We start from the raw sequence: 18,232 nt of genomic DNA on the forward strand, positions 1-18,232 counted from the left end.
GTGATAATTTCGCAAGATATTTACTTTTACAACGAAATTATACCTGTTTCGGTTTAAGCGCTAATGATAGTGCATTCCGACAGAGCGGATCATGGGGAAAGATCATATCCGGCCGCAATTCTTGCAAAAGTTTGCCCTCAAGCGCCGGGATTTTTTGTGGACGGGCGAAGATGGTCAGGCCCTTCATCAGCAGGGTGCCGCTGACGCGGTCGTGTTCATCAACCGCGATGGCGACGATGGCCCTCGGCTTGAAGCGGCCTGCCGAGCGCCCGACGCCGACGCGACCCTGCTGACAGAGCGTATCAAACGCGCGGTTAAAGCGGCGGATCTGCCAGCCGCCGAAGGCGAGCTGGGCTATCCAGGCGATGGCGGCGACGGTAATCAATGCGCTAACCATAAATATCTCCTTAAGTCGTGGTATCGGGAAGAGCCCGGACCGCAGCGCGATCCGGGAACCGGCGGTTAAAACATCACCTGCCCGCCGGTGACGTTGATGGACTGCCCTGTGCAGTAAGAGGCCTGCGGGCTGGCGTAGAACATCAGCACGTTGAGTACGTCCTGATAATCACAGCCGCGCTTGAGCGGAACCTTGTCGACGTAGTACTGCTCGACCTCATCTTCGGCAATGCCCAGCTTGTGGGCGTACTGCGGCAGCAGCGACTGGAACATCGGCGACTTCAGCAGGTTGCCGAGCATCAGCGCGTGCACGGTAATGCCGTACTCCGCCAGATCCAGCGCCAGCGACTGGGTCAGCCCCACGCCGCCAAACTTCGCCGCGCTGTAGCCGGAATTATGCTTGCTACCCACCTTGCCGGATTTGGAGTTGATCTGAATGATGCGTCCCTGAATGCCGTCGCGGATCATCAGCCGTGAAAACTCGCGGGCGCAGAGGAAGTAGCCCACCAGGTTGACCTGCAGCGAGCGGTCGAAGTCGCCCAGCGCAAAGTCGCTGATAAAGGCCGCTTTGGCGATCCCGGCGCTGTAGACCAGCAGATCCACGCGGGTGAATATCTCGTCGACGCCGCGGGCGAGCGCGACGACGCTGGCCTCGCTGGTCGCATCGGCGCCAAAACCGTACGCCGTCCCTTCGCCATACTCGGCGTTAATCGCCTGCGCCACGCGGGTGGCTTTATCGCTTTGAATATCCACCACCGCCACGCGATAACCCTGCGCGGCGAGGCCACGACACAGAAACTCACCTAAGGTTTGTCCTCCGCCGATGACAACAGCAACCTGACTCATAGTTCTCTCCTTACAGCCTAAGCAAAAAATTTCAGTACACAGCCGGGGGCGATCGCCTCCGGTACCGGGCCGGCCACGTGAACCGTCCCCGGAAACTCCGCCACGCGGTGGCCGTCGAAGCGCAGCGTGATATGGCCCAGCTCGCGCAGATTCTGTTCCGCCACCTCGCCGACCGCGGTGACCGGGTAGCAGCGATCCCCCAGCTGCAGTTCTGCTCCCGGTGCCAGCGCGCCGACAAGCTCGCCGTGGTTGTGAATAAAGCAGTACTCTTCGATATCCGCCGGCGCGCCCTCGCGGAAGGTAATCAGCATCTGCTCCTCCAGCGCCATCGTCGCGCTGGCGCCGATGTGCGTAATGGTGGTCTGGTAAATCACGGTCATCTTCAGGAACCTCTTATTGGTAAATAAATCCGGAAACGAACCAGGCGATCAGCACCGTTGGCGCACCGGTCAGGAAGCGGCTGACCAGCACCGAAGGCACCCCGACGCGCACCGTCTCCTGCCGGGCTTCGGCGAGCGACAGGCCGACCGGAATAAAGTCGCAGGCCGCCTGGGCGTTAATCGCAAACAGGGCGGGGAGGGCGAGATGCGGCGGAATATTGCCGAGGCCAATCTGCACGCCGATCAGCACGCCGATAACCTGGGCGATAACCGCGCCGGGGCCGAGGAACGGCGACAGCAGCGGGAAGGAGCAGATCAGCGCCAGCGTCACCAGCCCCAGCGGATGGCTGGCGAGCGGCGCCAGGCCGTGGGCAATCCAGTCGCCAATGCCCGAGGCCATGATGATGCCGATCAGCGCCGAGACGAAGGCCATAAACGGCAGGATCGTTTTCAGCACCGTGTCGATGGTGTCGCGCCCGGCCTGGAACAGCACCGCCACCACGGAGCCCATGCCCATGCCGACCTTGGCCAGCAGGCCGTCGCTCTGCTCGGTGATTTTTTTGCTGGCGTCGTAATCGCGACCCGCGGGCTGACGCGGGGCCGGTTCGCCGGCGCCGTCGACGGGGTGGATATTCTCTTCCTTAACGCCTGAGACGTAGATGTCCTCAAGGATATATTGCGCCAGCGGCCCGGACTTGCCGGTGGCGTGGATATTGATGGTCGGAATACGCCGCTTCGGGTAGATACCGCAGCGCAGGGTGCCGCCGCAGTCAATGATCGCCACGCCGATCTCATCTTCCGGTGGTTCCCCCTCTTTAAAGCCGTCCACGGCCTGCCAGCCGGTGAGGCGGGCGAGCTTGTCGACGATCGCCGGGCGGGTTCCGGCGGTGATATAGACAATTTTTTTGCCTTCTACGGCGTCCAGCTCAAGCGGGCCGCCCCAGCCGCTGGCCCCTTTTTCAATACGAATACGCGTCATGATGCAGCTCCGGACAGATGTACTTTTTGTGCAAGCTGGATGGCCATTTTTCTCTCAAAAATGGAGGTAGTCAGATCGGTCACCCAGCCGCGGAAGAAGTTGGTCACCAGGCCGACCAGCAGATAGCTCACCGCCAGCGGCCCCAGCGGCAGGCCGAGGGTGGTTAAGCCGTTGGCGATCCCGAGATAGACGAACAGCTCGCCGGGGTTGATATGGGGAAACAGGCCGTTCATGGAGTGGCAGCTGTAGGAGGCCGCCGCGTAGTAGCTGGGCTTGTACTTCTCAGGCATAAAGCGCCCGAGGCTCAGGGTCATTGGGTTACAGAAAACGAAGGTCCCGATGCAGGGCAGCAGCAGGTAGCGGGAGACCGGATTGCCGGCGCAGCGCTGCGCCAGCTTTTCGATCCGCTGCTGGCCGATAAAGTTGATCAGCGCGTTCATGATAACCAGCAGACTGATCAGCAGAGGCAGGATCCCGGTCACCATCCCGGTAAAGACCTCGCCCCCCTTCTGAAACAGGCCGATAAACCATTCGGCGCCGTGGGTAATAACTTCGATCATTATTCTCTCCTTTGTAGCGTTATTTTTCTTGCTAACTGGCAGCTGATTTTAATCACTTTGAAAGGTTTAAAAGTGTTAAATTGATCGCAAAATGAAAGATAAATATTTTAATTTGAAAGTTTATTGCCGATGGGATGAAAATTTTGCCCTAAAAATTGGCCGGGAAGAGGATCTTTGGACGGGGAGCGAGGGGGGCGGGCAGGACTATTTTGTCCGCGAATAGATTGCCGCTTCCTTGTTGACGGCCGCATGCTTTACCATAATTACCCTTTGCCGAATTTGTTAAATGGAAGCCCCATGTTGAAGCGTCGCTATCTGGCATTACTCCCGCTGTGCGTACTCCTCGCTGCCTGTAGCAGCAAACCTAAAGCCACCGCAGTAACGGAGACCACGGGAGGATCCGGTGGTTTCCTGCTGGAGCCGCAGCATAACGTTATGAATATGGGGGGAGATTTCGCCAACAATCCTGCTGCGGAGCAGTTCATCGACAAAATGGTGAGCAAGCACGGATTTGACCGGCAGCAGCTGCACGAAATTCTCTCCCAGGCTAAGCGTCTGGACTACGTCCTGCGCCTGATGGACCGCCAGGCCCCGAGCGGACTGCCGCCGTCCGGGCCGAACGGCGCGTGGCTACGCTACAAAAAACAGTTCATTACCCCGGATAACGTGCAAAATGGCGTGGCGTTCTGGAATCAGTATCAGGACGCGTTGAACCGCGCCTGGCAGGTCTACGGCGTACCGCCGGAAATCATCGTCGGTATTATCGGCGTGGAGACCCGCTGGGGCCGCGTGATGGGTAAAACCCGTATTCTCGACGCGCTGGCGACGCTCTCCTTCAGCTATCCGCGTCGCGCCGAGTACTTCTCCGGCGAGCTGGAAACCTTCCTGCTGATGGCGCGTAGCGAAAGCGACGATCCGCTGAACCTCAAAGGCTCTTTCGCCGGCGCAATGGGCTACGGCCAGTTTATGCCCTCCTCGTACCGCCAGTACGCGGTGGATTTCAACGGCGACGGGCATATCAACCTGTGGGACCCGGTGGATGCGATCGGCAGCGTGGCCAACTACTTCAAGCAGCACGGCTGGGTGAGCGGCGATCTGGTTGCGGTTCCGGCCATGGGCCAGGCGCCGGGGCTGGAGAACGGCTTTAAGACCAATTACAGCGTATCGCAGCTGACGGCGGCCGGCCTGACGCCAACGCAGCCGCTGGGTAACCATCAGCAGGCGAGCCTGCTGCGCCTCGATATTGGCACCGGCTACCAGTACTGGTACGGGCTGCCGAACTTCTACACCATCACCCGCTATAACCACAGCACCCACTACGCGATGGCCGTCTGGCAGCTCGGCCTGGCCGTTTCTCAGGCCCGCGGGCAGTAGGCCTTCCCCGAGACTTCCCTCTGCCCGGAGGGGAGTCTGTTACATTTTGCAGCATTTCCCTTCGTTGACGCTGATTTACATTATTCCGCCGATCCAATAATGTTATGTTATAACATATTGAATGAGGCAATGATGTTCACTTCTCTTTTTTCAAGCTCCGCCGCGCTGCGCACAGGCTTCGCCTGCATCCTGCTGGCGCTGCTGTGGCTGGCGACCTGGTGGGCGGTAACCCTGCCATGATCGAACTGGAAAACCTCGTTGCCGGGTATGAAGAGCTGGCGATTACCCCCGCGCTAAGCGGCGTTATCGCCGCGGGCAGCCTGACGGCCATCGTCGGCCTCAACGGCTGCGGTAAATCGACGTTGCTAAAAACGCTGGCCGGGTTTATTCCCCCGGTGAGCGGCCGCGTGCACTGGCGCGCGTCGCGACCGGTTATCGGCTGGCTGGCACAGCGGCATTCGCTGGAATCACAGTTTCCTCTCGTGGTTCGGGACGTGGTGAGCCAGGGCGCCTGGCCGCAGGTCTCGCTCCTGCGCGGCATTGGCGGCGAGTTCCGCCGGCGCATTGACGCGGCGCTGGAGCGCGTTGGCCTGGCGTCAATGGCGAAAACGCCGATTGAAGCGCTGTCCGGGGGACAGTTCCAACGCATGCTGTTTGCCAGGGTGATGGTCCAGCAGGCGCCGCTGGTGATGCTCGATGAGCCCTTTACCGGGATCGATGAGTCGACCAGCCGCGAGCTGATGACGCTGATCCTCGAGATGCACCGGCAGGGGCAGACCGTGCTGGCGGTGCTGCACGATAGCCAGCGCGTCGCCGACTATTTCCCGGAAACCCTGCTGCTCGAGTCCCGGCACGCCCGCTGGGGCGAGACCGGCGAGGTGCTTCCCGCCTTCGACTCCGCGAGGCTGGCATGATCTGGCACACCTTCTTTCAGCCCTTTATCGAATTCGGCTTTATGCGCCGCGCGCTGGTGGTATGCCTGGCGCTTTCGCTGAGCACCACCGTGCTTGGGGTTTTCCTGCTGCTGCGGCGCATGAGCCTGATGGGCGATGCCCTGTCGCACGCGATTTTGCCCGGCGTCGCGGTGGGCTATCTGCTTAACGGCATGTCGCTGCTGGCGATGTCGGTGGGCGGTTTTATCGCCGGCATTGCGGTGGCGCTGGTGGCGGGGTGGGTCAGTCGCCGCACGCCGCTCAAAGAGGATGCCAGCTTCGCCGGGTTTTATCTCGGCTCGCTGGCGCTGGGGGTGACGCTGGTGTCGCTGCGCGGCTCCAGCGTCGATCTGCTGCATTTGCTGTTTGGTTCGATTCTGGCGGTGGATAACGACGCGGCGCTGTTCGTCGCCGGAGTCGCCAGCCTGACGCTGATTTGCATCGCGCTGCTCTATCGCGGGCTGGTGAGCGAGGCCTTTGACAGCGCGTGGCTGCAGGTCAATAACCGCCGGCTGCCTGCGCTACTGCACGGCCTGTTTCTGGCCCTGCTGGTGCTGAACCTGGTGGCGGGTTTCCAGGTGCTGGGCACCCTGATGGCGGTGGGGGTGATGATGCTCCCGGCGGTGGCCGCCTGCTGCTGGGCGCGAACGCTGCCCGGCATTCTGCTGCTGGCGGCGCTGATCGGCAGCGCCTGCGCCTGGATGGGGCTCAGCCTGTCGTGGGCGGCGAATTTGCCCGCCGGCCCGGCCATCGTGCTGACCGCCAGCGGGATCTTTTTTATTTCGGTGTTTTTTGGCGCGCGCAGCCGGCTGGTGGTCGGCTGGCGCAAATTAATGGGGTAAGGAAAATATGAAGAAACGTACCGGGGTAGTTTTAGCGCTGGCGCTGGGCCTGGCGGCGCAGGGGGCGATGGCGAAAACGCTCAACGTGGTCAGCAGCTTTTCGGTGCTGGGCGATATGGTGCAGCAGGTTGGCGGCGAGCACGTTCACGTCGATACGCTGGTCGGTCCCGACGGCGACCCGCACACCTTTGAGCCGTCGCCGCAGGACAGCGCCTTGCTCAGCAAGGCCGACGTGGTGGTGGTCAACGGCCTGGGGCTGGAAGGGTGGGTCGACCGGCTGATCAAGGCATCGGGATTCAAAGGCGAGCTGGTGGTGGCGTCGACGGGCGTAAAAACCCATACCCTTGATGAGGACGGGAAAACGGTGACCGATCCGCACGCCTGGAACAGCGCCGCCAACGGCGCGCTGTACGCGCAGAATATCCTTAGCGGGCTGGTCAAAGCCGACCCTGAGGATAAAGCAGCGCTTGAGGTCTCCGGCAAGCGCTATATCGGCCAGCTCAACGAGATTCACGGCTGGGCGAAGAACCAGTTCAGCACCATTCCGCTGGCTAAGCGTAAGGTTCTAACCAGCCATGATGCGTTCGGCTACTTTGGCCGCGCCTACGGCGTGACCTTCCTTGCGCCGCAGGGGCTGTCGTCGGAGAGCGAAGCCAGCGCCGCGCAGGTTGCGGCACTGATTAAACAGATTAAAGCCGATAACGTGCACACCTGGTTTATGGAGAACCAGCTCGATCCGCGGCTGGTGAAGCAGATAGCCAACGCGACGGGCGCGCAGCCGGGCGGCGAGCTCTATCCGGAAGCGCTGTCGAAACCGGGCGGCGTGGCGGACAGCTACGTGAAAATGATGCGCCATAACGTCGAGCTGATTGCCGGCAGCATGAAGTAACGCGCTATTCCACGGTCCCGGACCTCGGGACCGTTCATTTTCGCAAGCCCCCTCGTAAATTCATCTCCTCATCCCCACATCTGTGCTGAAAGTGCTATCTTTGATGGCCTCTTTATCTGGCTTAAACGGGGCGACGATGACAGATTCCGAATTAATGCAGCTGAGTGAGCAGGTTGGGCGGGCGCTGAAGGCGCAGGGCGCGACGGTGAGCACGGCTGAATCCTGTACCGGCGGCTGGATTGCTAAAGTACTGACCGATATCGCCGGCAGCTCGGCGTGGTTTGAGCGCGGTTTTGTCACCTATAGCAACGAAGCTAAATCGCAGATGATTGGCGTCAGCGAAGCGACGCTGGCCGAGCACGGCGCGGTGAGCGAACCGGTGGTGGTAGAGATGGCGATTGGCGCGCTGCGCGCCGCCCGCGCCACCTACGCGATCTCGGTGAGCGGCGTGGCCGGGCCGGACGGCGGCAGCGCAGAAAAGCCCGTCGGAACGGTGTGGTTTGGCGTAGCCTGCGCCAACGGGCAGGGGGTCACCCAGCGGGAATGTTTCGCCGGAGACCGCGAGTCGGTGCGCCGTCAGGCCACGGCCTACGCCCTGCAGCTCCTCTGGCAACAATTTCTACAAAACACTTGATACTGTATGAGCATACAGTATAATTGCTTCAACAGAACAGAATTCACTACCCGGTTCCACCCGGCATGACAGGAGTAATAATGGCTATCGACGAAAACAGACAGAAAGCGTTGGCGGCAGCACTGGGCCAGATCGAAAAACAGTTCGGTAAAGGCTCCATCATGCGCCTGGGTGAAGACCGTTCCATGGACGTGGAAACTATCTCCACCGGTTCGCTTTCCCTGGATATCGCCCTCGGCGCTGGCGGTCTGCCAATGGGCCGTATCGTCGAAATCTACGGGCCAGAATCTTCCGGTAAAACGACGCTGACCCTGCAGGTTATCGCCGCCGCGCAGCGTGAAGGTAAAACCTGTGCCTTTATCGATGCAGAGCACGCGCTGGATCCGGTATATGCCCGCAAGCTGGGCGTCGATATCGACAACCTGCTGTGTTCTCAGCCGGACACCGGCGAACAGGCACTTGAGATCTGTGACGCGCTGGCGCGCTCCGGTGCGGTAGACGTGCTGGTGGTCGACTCCGTTGCGGCGCTGACGCCGAAAGCGGAAATCGAAGGCGAGATCGGCGACTCTCACATGGGCCTCGCGGCGCGTATGATGAGCCAGGCGATGCGTAAGCTGGCCGGTAACCTGAAGCAGTCCAACACGCTGCTGATCTTCATCAACCAGATCCGTATGAAAATTGGCGTGATGTTCGGTAACCCGGAAACCACCACCGGCGGTAACGCGCTGAAATTCTACGCTTCCGTGCGTCTGGATATCCGCCGTATCGGTGCGGTAAAAGATGGCGATAACGTCATTGGTAGCGAAACCCGCGTGAAGGTCGTGAAGAACAAAATCGCCGCGCCGTTCAAGCAGGCTGAGTTCCAGATCCTCTACGGCGAAGGCATCAACTTCTTCGGCGAGCTGGTCGATCTGGGCGTGAAAGAGAAGCTGATTGAAAAAGCGGGCGCCTGGTACAGCTATAACGGCGACAAAATTGGCCAGGGTAAAGCGAACGCTATCTCCTGGCTGAAAGAGAACCCGGCTGCGGCGAAAGAGATCGAGAAGAAAGTTCGTGAACTGCTGCTGAACAACCAGGACGCCACGCCGGACTTCGTGGTTGATGGTAAAAGCGAAGAAGCAAGCGAACAGGATTTCTGATACCGTCAGGTAATTATCTCCTGAAGCGTTCAGGTGGCAGGGCAGGCAAACGCCAGCGCTCGTGCGATGTGAACAAGACGGGAAAACAAGGGGCTGCTTATGCGGCCCTTTTGCTTTTTGATTATCGAGGTGCCCGTGACTGAATCTTCATCCCGCCGTTCCGGCTACGCACGTCTGCTGGATCGCGCGATTCGTATACTGGCAATGCGCGACCATAGCGAACAGGAGCTGCGGCGCAAGCTGGCCGCGCCGGTTATGGGGAAAAATGGCCCCGAGGCGCTGGACGTTACGCCGGAAGAGGTCGATCGCGTTGTGGCCTGGTGCATCGAAAACCGCTACCTCGATGACCAGCGCTTTGTCCGCCAGTTTATTGCCAGCCGGAGCCGCAAAGGCTACGGCCCGGCGCGCATCCGCCAGGAGCTGAACCAGAAAGGCATTGCCCGGGAAGAGGGCGAGCGCGCAATGCGCGAGTGCGAAATCGACTGGGCGCTGCTGGCGAAAGAGCAGGCGCAGAGGAAGTATGGCGATCCGCTCCCCACCGTATTTGCCGAAAAAGTCAAAATACAGCGCTTTTTGCTGTACCGCGGCTACTTAATGGAAGATATCCAGGAAATCTGGCGAAATTTTGCAGATTGACCCATCGGGGATTTTACTTCCCCGTAAAGAAAACTTATCTTATTCCCACTTTATTCCGTCCGGCCGCTGGCTGTTTAAAAGGCAATCAGCGCCCAGGGCGATTATTCCTTATACACAAAATCATTCACGCCGCATCAAGGCAGCAACGAAGTGAGTCCCTGAGGCGTACAAAGGTACGTAGCTGAGGTGAACGGGCGCAGCCAGCATCGAGGCGGCGTGAAGGATGAGTGTATAGCTTGATTTCAGGATAATTATGAGCAAGAGCACTGCTGAGATCCGTCAGGCGTTTCTCGATTTTTTCCATAGTAAGGGACATCAGGTAGTTGCCAGCAGCTCCCTGGTGCCGCACAACGACCCGACCCTGCTGTTTACTAACGCCGGGATGAACCAGTTCAAGGATGTGTTCCTTGGCCTCGACAAGCGTAATTATTCCCGTGCGACCACCTCGCAGCGCTGCGTTCGTGCGGGTGGTAAACACAACGATCTGGAAAACGTCGGCTATACCGCGCGTCACCACACCTTCTTTGAAATGCTGGGCAACTTTAGCTTCGGCGACTACTTCAAGCAGGATGCCATCAAGTACGCATGGGAGCTGTTAACAGGTGAAAACTGGTTCGCTCTGCCGAAAGAAAAGCTGTGGGTAACCGTTTACGAAACCGATGACGAAGCTTTCGACATCTGGGCCAACGAGGTTGGCGTTCCGCGTGAGCGCATTATTCGCATTGGCGACAATAAAGGCGGCGCGTTTGCCTCCGATAACTTCTGGCAGATGGGCGATACCGGCCCCTGCGGCCCGTGCACCGAAATCTTCTTTGACCACGGCGACCACATCTGGGGCGGCCCTCCGGGAAGCCCGGAAGAGGACGGCGATCGCTACATTGAGATCTGGAACATCGTCTTCATGCAGTTTAACCGTCAGGCTGACGGTACTATGGAGCCGCTGCCGAAACCGTCCGTTGATACCGGTATGGGCCTTGAGCGTATCGCTGCCGTTCTGCAGCACGTGAACTCCAACTACGACATCGACCTGTTCCGTCAGCTGATCGAGAACGTCGCCAAAGTGACCGGCGCCACCGATCTGACCAACAAGTCGCTGCGCGTGATTGCCGATCATATTCGCTCCTGTGCGTTCCTGATCGCTGATGGCGTGATCCCGTCGAATGAAAACCGCGGCTACGTGCTGCGTCGTATCATTCGCCGTGCCGTCCGCCACGGCAATATGGTCGGTGCGAAGGATGCCTTCTTCTGGAAACTGGTTGCGCCGCTGATTGAGGTCATGGGCGCCGCCGGCGAAGAGCTGAAGCAGCAGCAGGCTCAGGTTGAGCAGGTTCTGAAAACGGAAGAAGAGCAGTTTGCCCGTACTCTGGAACGCGGCCTGGCGCTGCTCGACGAAGAGCTGGCTAAGCTGAAGAGCGACACCCTGGACGGTGAAACCGCCTTCCGCCTGTACGATACCTACGGCTTCCCGGTCGACCTGACCGCGGACGTGTGCCGCGAGCGTAATATCAAAGTTGACGAAGCAGGCTTCGAAGCGGCAATGGAAGAGCAGCGCCGTCGCGCGCGCGAGTCCAGCGGCTTCGGCGCCGACTACAATGCGATGATCCGCGTTGAGGGGGCTTCTGAGTTTAAAGGCTACGATAGCCTCGAGCTGAACGGCAAGATCACCGCGCTGTTCATCGACGGCAAAGCGGTTGATAGCGTCAGCGCCGGCCAGGAAGCGGTTGTTATTCTGGATCAGACGCCGTTCTATGCAGAGTCCGGCGGTCAGGTCGGCGATAAGGGCGAGCTGAAAGGCGCGGGCTTCTCGTTTATCGTCAGCGATGCGCAGAAGTACGGCCAGGCCATTGGTCATATCGGTAAAGTGGCCGGCGGTACCCTGAAAGTGGGTGACGCGGTGCAGGCCGATGTCGATCGCGCTCGCCGCCAGCGTATCCGTCTGAACCACTCCGCGACCCACCTGATGCATGCAGCGCTGCGCCAGGTTCTCGGTACGCACGTGGCTCAGAAAGGCTCTCTGGTCAATGACAAAGCGCTGCGCTTTGACTTCTCGCATTTTGAAGCGATGAAACCGGAAGAGATCCGCGCGGTTGAAGATTTGGTCAATGCGCAAATTCGTCGCAACCTGGCTATCGAAACCAACATCATGGATATCGATGCGGCTCGTGAATCTGGCGCAATGGCGCTGTTCGGCGAGAAGTATGATGACCGCGTTCGCGTCCTGAAAATGGGTGATTTCTCCACCGAGCTGTGCGGCGGTACTCACGCTTCACGGACCGGCGATATCGGCCTGTTCCGCATCACCTCCGAATCCGGGACCGCCGCGGGCGTGCGCCGTATTGAAGCGGTGACCGGTGAAGGCGCGATTGCGAGCCTGCATTCCCAAAGCGATTTGCTGGGCGACATCGCACAGCTGCTGAAGGGCGATAGCCATAACCTCGGCGACAAGGTACGCTCCGCGCTGGAACGTACTCGCCAGCTGGAAAAAGAGCTGCAGCAGCTGAAAGAGCAGGCGGCAGCGCAGGAGAGCGCAAACCTCTCCAGCAAAGCGGAAGAGATTAACGGCGTTAAGCTGCTGGTCAGCGAGCTGGTCGGCGTTGAGCCAAAAATGCTGCGCACCATGGTTGACGATCTGAAGAACCAGCTGGGTTCAACGGTTGTAGTGTTAGCCACGGTGGCGGATGGTAAGGTTTCTCTGATTGCCGGTGTGTCTAAGGATGTGACAGATCGCGTGAAGGCAGGGGAGCTGGTTGGTATGGTCGCTCAGCAGGTGGGCGGTAAAGGGGGCGGTCGTCCGGATATGGCTCAGGCCGGTGGTACCGATGCGTCTGCACTCCCTGCTGCGTTAGCCAGTGTGAAAGGCTGGGTAAGCGCAAAACTGTAATAACTATAAACGCATAGGTGCCGTAATCTTCGGATTACGGTATCTTGCAAGAGAAGCACTGATAACGATAAAGTCGGGTTGAAGTTGTGTATATCGGCTAAACTTAGGTTTAACAGAATGTGATGCCATGACTGCTTACGCCGTGAGGCGTTTGTCATCGCTTACTTTTTGGCGTTATATGATGGATAATGCCGGGATACGAGAGACCCGACTCTTTTAATCTTTCAAGGAGCAAAGAATGCTGATTCTGACTCGTCGAGTTGGTGAGACCCTCATGATTGGAGATGAGGTCACTGTGACAGTTTTAGGGGTTAAGGGTAACCAGGTACGTATTGGCGTTAATGCCCCTAAAGAAGTCTCCGTGCATCGTGAAGAGATCTACCAGCGTATCCAGGCTGAAAAATCCCAGCAGTCCAGTTACTAAGGCTTTCGCGCCTCGCGATTTCGTGAGGCGCATCCCACCGCCAGCCGATTTCTCTCTCTTTTCTACTCCCGACGCCTCTCTTTTCCGTTACTTGTCCATCGTCCGTCGCGTTTATTTTTTGCTTTTAGCTGGCTCTAACCCCTGAATTTCTGTTGATTAAACGCTCTTTTTGCCGTTTTTGCAGGCTGATTGCGCGGTAAGTGTGCAAACAGAAAAAAGGTCTCGAAAAATTGTTTGACTTATAAGTACCAGAAAGTAATATGTGCGCCATCGCAGCGACGAAGAGCAGAAACAAGTTCTTCGAAGCACTCGAAAGAGGCGTGTGGTGAGGTGGCCGAGAGGCTGAAGGCGCTCCCCTGCTAAGGGAGTATGCGGTCAAAAGCTGCATCCGGGGTTCGAATCCCCGCCTCACCGCCATTTGCATCCGTAGCTCAGCTGGATAGAGTACTCGGCTACGAACCGAGCGGTCGGAGGTTCGAATCCTCCCGGATGCACCATCTTCTCCGAGATAACAGCAATCCTGTTGTTTCATGGTCTGCGAGATAGCCGCACACCAGGAAAGATAGCGCTGCGTAAGCAGCGGCCCGTAGGGCCAGCACAGTGAGTCATCCTTGCGGATGCACCATCTTGTGAAGTGTAGCAATGGTTAATTTGCCACACTTGCTTGTAGTAAAGAAGTTCCCCCTGATGCATCCGTAGCTCAGCTGGATAGAGTACTCGGCTACGAACCGAGCGGTCGGAGGTTCGAATCCTCCCGGATGCACCATCTTCTTCGAGATAACAGCAATACTGTTGTTTCATGGTCTGCGAGATAATCGCCAGCGCCAGGGAAGATAGCGTAGTAAAGAAGTTCCCCCTGATGCATCCGTAGCTCAGCTGGATAGAGTACTCGGCTACGAACCGAGCGGTCGGAGGTTCGAATCCTCCCGGATGCACCATCTTCTCCGAGATAACAGCAATACTGTTGTTTCACGGTCTGCGAAATTATCGCCAGCACCAGGGAGGATAACGTCGTGTAAGCGACGGCCCGCAGGGCGAGCAGAGTGAGTCATCCTCCCGGATGCACCATCTTCTTCGAGATAACAGCGATACTGTTGTTTCACGGTCTGCGAGATAATCGCCAGCGCCAGAGAAGTTAATGTAGTAAACAAGTTCCCCCTGATGCATCCGTAGCTCAGCTGGATAGAGTACTCGGCTACGAACCGAGCGGTCGGAGGTTCGAATCCTCCCGGATGCACCATCTTCTCCAAAGTAACCCCAACACGATTGCTTCATGGTCTGCGAAATCATCGCCAGCACCATCTTCTCCCAAAATAACAGCGATACAGTAACTTCACGGTCTGTGAAATAGCCCCGCGTTCGCAAACCTTGTCGCCAAATTTCCCCGTCAGGCACCGTTGTTTTGCTATTTCCGCACGCCCTTCTGTACTTTTTATATTGGCAAGTTGCTCTTTCCACTATAATTTACCCCTGTATATCGACCTGATTCGGGTGAGATGAGTGCAAGGAGAGAAATCCATGAAATGGTTCAAAGCAATACCTGCCTTTTGCGCGACGCTTCTGGTAGCCGTATCTCTGGCTGGCTGTGCCGGATCGTCCACTAAGGAAAGTACCGGTGGCTATATCGACGACACCGTCGTGACCACCAAAGTCAAAACCGCGCTGTTTAACGAAAAAGAGATTAAATCCTCTGAAATTAGCGTGCAGACCTTCAAAGGACGCGTTCAGCTGAGCGGCTTCGTTTCGTCGCAGACCGATGCGAATCGCGCCGTAGAGGTGACCCGCAGAGTGCAGGGCGTTCGTTTGGTTGAGAATGATTTGAAAATCAAATAAGCCGGTGCACCGCTATGATAAAGGCGCCCTGTGGCGCCTTTGCTGCTTCTGCCCCCGCCTCCGCCCGCGACAATATGCGCCTTTTGCGATAAAGTAATCGTTCCTTAACCGGTTTGTGAGAACACGATGTACGAACGTTACGCAGGACTTATCTTTGATATGGATGGCACAATCCTTGATACCGAGCCGACGCATCGTAAGGCCTGGCACGAGGTTCTGGGTCGTTACGGAATGCGTTTCGACGAGCAGGCGATGGTCGCACTCAACGGTTCTCCGACCTGGCGTATTGCCCAGGTCATTATCGAGCTGAACAAGGCGGATGTCGATCCCCATCGTCTGGCTTTGGAAAAAACCAACGCCGTCAAGGCGATGCTGCTGGATAGCGTGCGTCCCTTACCGCTGATTGAGGTGGTCAAAGAGTGGCACGGCCGCCGCCCGATGTCGGTTGGCACCGGCAGCGAAAGCGCCGTTGCGGAGGCTCTGCTGGCCCATCTCGGCCTGCGTCACTACTTCTCAGCGGTGATTGCCGCCGATCACGTCACCAACCACAAGCCTGCTCCTGATACCTTCCTGCTGTGCGCCGAGCGCATGGGCGTTGCGCCGGAAAAATGCGTGGTGTTTGAAGACGCGGACTTTGGTCTGCAGGCCGCACGGCGCGCGGGGATGGATGCTGTCGACGTTCGGCTGCTGTGAGCGACGCGCTATCGCTGATATCGCTGTTTGCCAGTAGCTTTCTCAGCGCCACGCTGCTTCCCGGTAACTCGGAGGTTGTGCTGGTTGCTATGCTACTAACGGGAGCGAGTCAACCGTGGGCGCTGGTATTAATAGCAACAATCGGCAATAGCCTTGGAGGGGTAACTAACGTTATTCTGGGGCGCCTGTTTCCGCTGCGCAAAACGTCGCGCTGGCAGGAGAGGGCATCCGGCTGGCTAAAGCGCTACGGCGCGGTCACATTATTATTAAGCTGGACGCCGGTGATCGGCGATTTGCTGTGTTTACTGGCGGGATGGATGCGCATTTCCTGGGGACCAGTGCTCTTTTTTTTATGCCTTGGTAAAGCGCTACGCTATATCGTCATTGCGCTGGTCACGCTTCAGGGCATGACATGGTGGCACTAATTGTGGAGCTGAGGCACTCCCGGCAGGCGGTAACAATAACCTTTGCTGGAATAACCTGGATGGTCACCATTACAATTATGCTTATTCAAATGATTTCGACAGGCGGGAGGTCAAATTGATCCCGGACGTATCACAGGCGCTGGCCTGGCTGGAAAAAAATCCGCAGGCGCTAAAAGGCATTCATCGCGGCCTTGAGCGCGAAACGCTGCGCGTTAACGCCGACGGCTCGCTGGCCACTACCGGCCATCCTCAGGCATTGGGTTCGGCGCTGACCCACAAATGGATTACCACCGATTTTGCCGAAGCTTTGCTGGAGTTTATTACGCCGGTTGATGGCGATATTCAGCACATGCTCACCTTTATGCGCGATGTTCATCGCTATACCGCCCGCCATCTCGGCGATGAGCGGATGTGGCCGCTGAGCATGCCTTGCTATATTGCCCCGGGCCAGGATATCGAGCTGGCGCAGTACGGCACCTCGAACATCGGCCGTCTGAAAACGCTGTATCGCGAAGGGCTGAAAAACCGCTACGGCGCCCTGATGCAAACCATCTCCGGCGTGCACTACAACTTCTCCCTGCCGATGGCGTTCTGGCAGGCGAAGTGCGGCGTTGAGGATGAAGAGAGCGGGAAAGAGGCGATTTCGGCGGGCTATTTCCGCTCGATCCGCAACTATTACCGCTTTGGCTGGGTGATCCCGTACCTGTTCGGCGCATCTCCGGCAATCTGCTCCTCTTTCCTGCAGGGGAAACCGACCACGCTGCCGTTTGAGAAAGCGGAAAACGGCATGTACTACCTGCCGTACGCGACCTCCCTGCGTCTGAGCGACCTCGGCTATACCAATAAGTCGCAAAGCAATCTCGGAATTACGTTTAACGATCTGCAGGAGTATGTGGCAGGATTGAAGCGGGCGATTAAAACGCCGTCGCAAGAGTATGCGGAAATTGGCCTCGAGAAAGACGGTAAGCACCTGCAAATTAACAGCAACATCCTGCAGATTGAAAACGAACTCTATGCGCCCATTCGCCCGAAACGCGTGACCCGCAGCGGCGAGACGCCGTCTGACGCGCTGCTGCGCGGCGGTATCGAATATATCGAGGTGCGTTCACTGGATATCAACCCGTTCTCGCCGATTGGCGTTGACGAGCAACAGGTGCGCTTCCTCGATCTGTTTATGGTCTGGTGCGTGCTGGCCGATGCGCCGGAAATGAGCAGCGACGAGCTGCTGTGTACGCGCACAAACTGGAACCGGGTGATCCTTGAAGGGCGTAAGCCGGGCCTGACGCTGGGAATTGGCTGCGAAAGCGCGCAGTTCCCGCTGGCTAAGGTGGGGAAAGACCTGTTCCGCGATTTGCGCCGCGTTGCGCAGATTCTGGACGGCATTCACGGCGGCGACGCCTATCAGCAGGTGTGCGACGAGCTGGTTGCCAGCTTCGACAATCCGGAATTAACTTTCTCAGCGCGCATTCTGCGTTCTATGCTTGAAGAAGGGATTGGCGGCACCGGTAGGGAGCTGGCCGATCGATATCGTACGATGCTGCGCGAAGAGCCGCTGGAGATTTTACGCGAAGAGGATTTCATTACCGAGCGTGAAGCGTCAGTCGTGCGTCAGCAGAAGATAGAAGCGGAAGATAGCGAACCGTTTGCCGCTCTGTTAGCGAGACACGCGTAGCTAAAAGCGGTACAAAAGAAAAAGGCCACATCAATGTGGCCAAACTTTCATCTCTGATTCAGGGATGATGATGATAATAAATGCGCGTCTTTCACATACTCAGACTAGCGGGTGTAAAAAGAGTTCATTTTATTTTAAAAAAAATCACTATCGGAGGTGAAGAATGCCGTTGTTAGATAGTTTCACAGTCGACCATACCCGAATGGAAGCCCCTGCGGTGCGCGTCGCGAAGAAAATGAACACGCCGCACGGCGACGAAATTACCGTTTTCGATCTGCGTTTTTGCATACCGAATCAGGAAGTGATGCCGGAAAGAGGTATTCACACGCTTGAGCACCTGTTCGCCGGATTTATGCGCGACCACCTCAACGGTAAGGGTGTGGAAATTATCGACATCTCTCCGATGGGCTGCCGTACGGGTTTCTATATGAGCCTGATCGGTACGCCGGACGAGCAGCGCGTAGCGGATGCCTGGAAAGCGGCGATGGCCGACGTGCTGAAGGTCAAAGAGCAGAACCAGATCCCCGAGCTCAACGTTTACCAGTGCGGCACCTACACCATGCACTCGCTGGAAGAAGCTCAGGACATCGCGCGTCATATCCTTGAGCGCGACGTGCGCATCAACAGCAATGACGAGCTGGCGCTGCCGAAAGAAACGCTGCAAGAACTGCACATCTAGTGCTTCTGCCACGGCCCG

20 protein-coding genes and 5 tRNA genes are annotated in these 18,232 nt (G+C 57.8%); 20 read left to right on the forward strand and 5 right to left on the reverse strand.

What is annotated here, in order from left to right; all coding sequences use genetic code 11:
* Nucleotides 1-37 precede the first annotated feature (37 nt).
* The 5 genes from gutM to srlA form a co-directional block, all read right to left on the reverse strand.
* A complete protein-coding gene (gutM, locus tag HCK03_RS05570; RefSeq protein ID WP_115192060.1) occupies nt 38-397 on the reverse strand; it encodes a transcriptional regulator GutM in 360 nt (119 codons plus the stop codon).
* 65 nt (nt 398-462) lie between these two features.
* The gene (gene srlD / locus HCK03_RS05575; RefSeq protein WP_041146875.1) at nt 463-1,242 is read right to left on the reverse strand and encodes a sorbitol-6-phosphate dehydrogenase; all 780 of its coding nucleotides are present in this window, start codon (nt 1,240-1,242) and stop codon (nt 463-465) included.
* A 17-nt stretch (nt 1,243-1,259) separates the two neighbouring features.
* Nucleotides 1,260-1,622, reverse strand: a complete 363-nt coding sequence (gene srlB / locus HCK03_RS05580; RefSeq protein ID WP_041146874.1) for a PTS glucitol/sorbitol transporter subunit IIA — start codon at nt 1,620-1,622, stop codon at nt 1,260-1,262.
* Between the two features lie 13 nt (nt 1,623-1,635).
* A complete protein-coding gene (gene srlE / locus HCK03_RS05585) occupies nt 1,636-2,601 on the reverse strand; it encodes a PTS glucitol/sorbitol transporter subunit IIB (RefSeq protein ID WP_041146873.1) in 966 nt (321 codons plus the stop codon).
* A complete protein-coding gene (gene srlA / locus HCK03_RS05590) occupies nt 2,598-3,161 on the reverse strand; it encodes a PTS glucitol/sorbitol transporter subunit IIC (protein ID WP_041146872.1) in 564 nt (187 codons plus the stop codon). Before srlA ends, srlE begins: the two co-directional genes overlap by 4 nt.
* 91 nt (nt 3,162-3,252) lie before the next feature.
* On the opposite strand from srlA, the gene HCK03_RS26475 reads away from it, so the two are divergent.
* From HCK03_RS26475 to luxS, 20 genes are all read left to right on the forward strand, one after another.
* Nucleotides 3,253-3,384 carry a hypothetical protein gene (locus HCK03_RS26475; protein WP_266096257.1) on the forward strand — a complete coding sequence of 44 codons (132 nt, stop codon included), beginning with the start codon at nt 3,253-3,255 and terminating at the stop codon, nt 3,382-3,384.
* A 74-nt stretch (nt 3,385-3,458) separates the two neighbouring features.
* Nucleotides 3,459-4,535, forward strand: a complete 1,077-nt coding sequence (gene mltB, locus HCK03_RS05595; RefSeq protein WP_041146871.1) for a lytic murein transglycosylase B — start codon at nt 3,459-3,461, stop codon at nt 4,533-4,535.
* A gap of 203 nt (nt 4,536-4,738) precedes the next feature.
* On the forward strand, nt 4,739-5,449 hold the full coding sequence (locus tag HCK03_RS05600; protein WP_167691252.1) for a metal ABC transporter ATP-binding protein: 711 nt from the start codon (nt 4,739-4,741) through the stop codon (nt 5,447-5,449).
* Nucleotides 5,446-6,309 carry a metal ABC transporter permease gene (locus HCK03_RS05605; protein WP_041146869.1) on the forward strand — a complete coding sequence of 288 codons (864 nt, stop codon included), beginning with the start codon at nt 5,446-5,448 and terminating at the stop codon, nt 6,307-6,309. Before HCK03_RS05600 ends, HCK03_RS05605 begins: the two co-directional genes overlap by 4 nt.
* 7 nt (nt 6,310-6,316) lie before the next feature.
* Nucleotides 6,317-7,198, forward strand: a complete 882-nt coding sequence (locus tag HCK03_RS05610) for a metal ABC transporter substrate-binding protein (protein WP_167691253.1) — start codon at nt 6,317-6,319, stop codon at nt 7,196-7,198.
* A 136-nt stretch (nt 7,199-7,334) separates the two neighbouring features.
* The gene (gene pncC, locus HCK03_RS05615) at nt 7,335-7,832 is read left to right on the forward strand and encodes a nicotinamide-nucleotide amidase (protein ID WP_041146867.1); all 498 of its coding nucleotides are present in this window, start codon (nt 7,335-7,337) and stop codon (nt 7,830-7,832) included.
* Nucleotides 7,833-7,912: 80 nt separating this feature from the next.
* Complete coding sequence (recA, locus tag HCK03_RS05620) at nt 7,913-8,971, forward strand: recombinase RecA (RefSeq protein WP_167691254.1); 1,059 nt, start codon at nt 7,913-7,915, stop codon at nt 8,969-8,971.
* 135 nt (nt 8,972-9,106) lie between these two features.
* Nucleotides 9,107-9,607 (forward strand): recombination regulator RecX, encoded by a 501-nt coding sequence (gene recX / locus HCK03_RS05625; RefSeq protein WP_041147727.1) that lies wholly within the window; start codon nt 9,107-9,109, stop codon nt 9,605-9,607.
* 253 nt (nt 9,608-9,860) lie between these two features.
* Nucleotides 9,861-12,488 (forward strand): alanine--tRNA ligase, encoded by a 2,628-nt coding sequence (gene alaS, locus HCK03_RS05630; RefSeq protein ID WP_167691255.1) that lies wholly within the window; start codon nt 9,861-9,863, stop codon nt 12,486-12,488.
* A 238-nt stretch (nt 12,489-12,726) separates the two neighbouring features.
* On the forward strand, nt 12,727-12,912 hold the full coding sequence (csrA, locus tag HCK03_RS05635) for a carbon storage regulator CsrA (protein WP_000906486.1): 186 nt from the start codon (nt 12,727-12,729) through the stop codon (nt 12,910-12,912).
* Nucleotides 12,913-13,236: 324 nt separating this feature from the next.
* Nucleotides 13,237-13,329 (forward strand) — tRNA-Ser (locus HCK03_RS05640).
* 3 nt (nt 13,330-13,332) lie between these two features.
* Nucleotides 13,333-13,409 (forward strand) — tRNA-Arg (locus HCK03_RS05645).
* Nucleotides 13,410-13,601: 192 nt separating this feature from the next.
* Nucleotides 13,602-13,678, forward strand: a tRNA-Arg gene (locus tag HCK03_RS05650).
* Nucleotides 13,679-13,773: 95 nt separating this feature from the next.
* A tRNA-Arg gene (locus tag HCK03_RS05655) sits at nt 13,774-13,850 on the forward strand.
* Nucleotides 13,851-14,075: 225 nt separating this feature from the next.
* Nucleotides 14,076-14,152: transfer RNA gene (locus HCK03_RS05660), tRNA-Arg, on the forward strand.
* A gap of 278 nt (nt 14,153-14,430) precedes the next feature.
* Nucleotides 14,431-14,745, forward strand: coding sequence for a BON domain-containing protein (locus HCK03_RS05665; protein WP_041146864.1), 315 nt, complete (start codon nt 14,431-14,433; stop codon nt 14,743-14,745).
* Nucleotides 14,746-14,871: 126 nt separating this feature from the next.
* Complete coding sequence (gene yqaB, locus HCK03_RS05670) at nt 14,872-15,438, forward strand: fructose-1-phosphate/6-phosphogluconate phosphatase (RefSeq protein ID WP_076946062.1); 567 nt, start codon at nt 14,872-14,874, stop codon at nt 15,436-15,438.
* A complete protein-coding gene (locus tag HCK03_RS05675; RefSeq protein WP_041146862.1) occupies nt 15,435-15,863 on the forward strand; it encodes a YqaA family protein in 429 nt (142 codons plus the stop codon). Before yqaB ends, HCK03_RS05675 begins: the two co-directional genes overlap by 4 nt.
* Before the next feature lie 115 nt (nt 15,864-15,978).
* Nucleotides 15,979-17,535: a glutamate--cysteine ligase gene (gene gshA, locus HCK03_RS05680; RefSeq protein WP_115192067.1), complete on the forward strand. Its 1,557-nt coding sequence runs from the start codon at nt 15,979-15,981 to the stop codon at nt 17,533-17,535.
* 163 nt (nt 17,536-17,698) lie between these two features.
* Nucleotides 17,699-18,214, forward strand: a complete 516-nt coding sequence (gene luxS / locus HCK03_RS05685) for an S-ribosylhomocysteine lyase (RefSeq protein WP_071844968.1) — start codon at nt 17,699-17,701, stop codon at nt 18,212-18,214.
* Nucleotides 18,215-18,232: the final 18 nt, after the last annotated feature.

Origin of the sequence: Klebsiella terrigena, assembly GCF_012029655.1 — a bacterium.
GTDB classification, from domain to species: domain Bacteria; phylum Pseudomonadota; class Gammaproteobacteria; order Enterobacterales; family Enterobacteriaceae; genus Klebsiella; species Klebsiella terrigena.

What these genes read in the sequence shown, in the direction of transcription:
- gutM (WP_115192060.1), bottom strand. Translation starts at nt 397, where the DNA reads ATGGTTAGCGCATTGATTACCGTCGCCGCCATCGCCTGGATAGCCCAG.
- srlD (WP_041146875.1), bottom strand. Translation starts at nt 1,242, where the DNA reads ATGAGTCAGGTTGCTGTTGTCATCGGCGGAGGACAAACCTTAGGTGAG.
- srlB (WP_041146874.1), bottom strand. Translation starts at nt 1,622, where the DNA reads ATGACCGTGATTTACCAGACCACCATTACGCACATCGGCGCCAGCGCG.
- srlE (WP_041146873.1), bottom strand. Translation starts at nt 2,601, where the DNA reads ATGACGCGTATTCGTATTGAAAAAGGGGCCAGCGGCTGGGGCGGCCCG.
- srlA (WP_041146872.1), bottom strand. Translation starts at nt 3,161, where the DNA reads ATGATCGAAGTTATTACCCACGGCGCCGAATGGTTTATCGGCCTGTTT.
- HCK03_RS26475 (WP_266096257.1), top strand. Translation starts at nt 3,253, where the DNA reads ATGAAAGATAAATATTTTAATTTGAAAGTTTATTGCCGATGGGATGAA.
- mltB (WP_041146871.1), top strand. Translation starts at nt 3,459, where the DNA reads ATGTTGAAGCGTCGCTATCTGGCATTACTCCCGCTGTGCGTACTCCTC.
- HCK03_RS05605 (WP_041146869.1), top strand. Translation starts at nt 5,446, where the DNA reads ATGATCTGGCACACCTTCTTTCAGCCCTTTATCGAATTCGGCTTTATG.
- HCK03_RS05610 (WP_167691253.1), top strand. Translation starts at nt 6,317, where the DNA reads ATGAAGAAACGTACCGGGGTAGTTTTAGCGCTGGCGCTGGGCCTGGCG.
- pncC (WP_041146867.1), top strand. Translation starts at nt 7,335, where the DNA reads ATGACAGATTCCGAATTAATGCAGCTGAGTGAGCAGGTTGGGCGGGCG.
- recA (WP_167691254.1), top strand. Translation starts at nt 7,913, where the DNA reads ATGGCTATCGACGAAAACAGACAGAAAGCGTTGGCGGCAGCACTGGGC.
- alaS (WP_167691255.1), top strand. Translation starts at nt 9,861, where the DNA reads ATGAGCAAGAGCACTGCTGAGATCCGTCAGGCGTTTCTCGATTTTTTC.
- csrA (WP_000906486.1), top strand. Translation starts at nt 12,727, where the DNA reads ATGCTGATTCTGACTCGTCGAGTTGGTGAGACCCTCATGATTGGAGAT.
- HCK03_RS05665 (WP_041146864.1), top strand. Translation starts at nt 14,431, where the DNA reads ATGAAATGGTTCAAAGCAATACCTGCCTTTTGCGCGACGCTTCTGGTA.
- yqaB (WP_076946062.1), top strand. Translation starts at nt 14,872, where the DNA reads ATGTACGAACGTTACGCAGGACTTATCTTTGATATGGATGGCACAATC.
- luxS (WP_071844968.1), top strand. Translation starts at nt 17,699, where the DNA reads ATGCCGTTGTTAGATAGTTTCACAGTCGACCATACCCGAATGGAAGCC.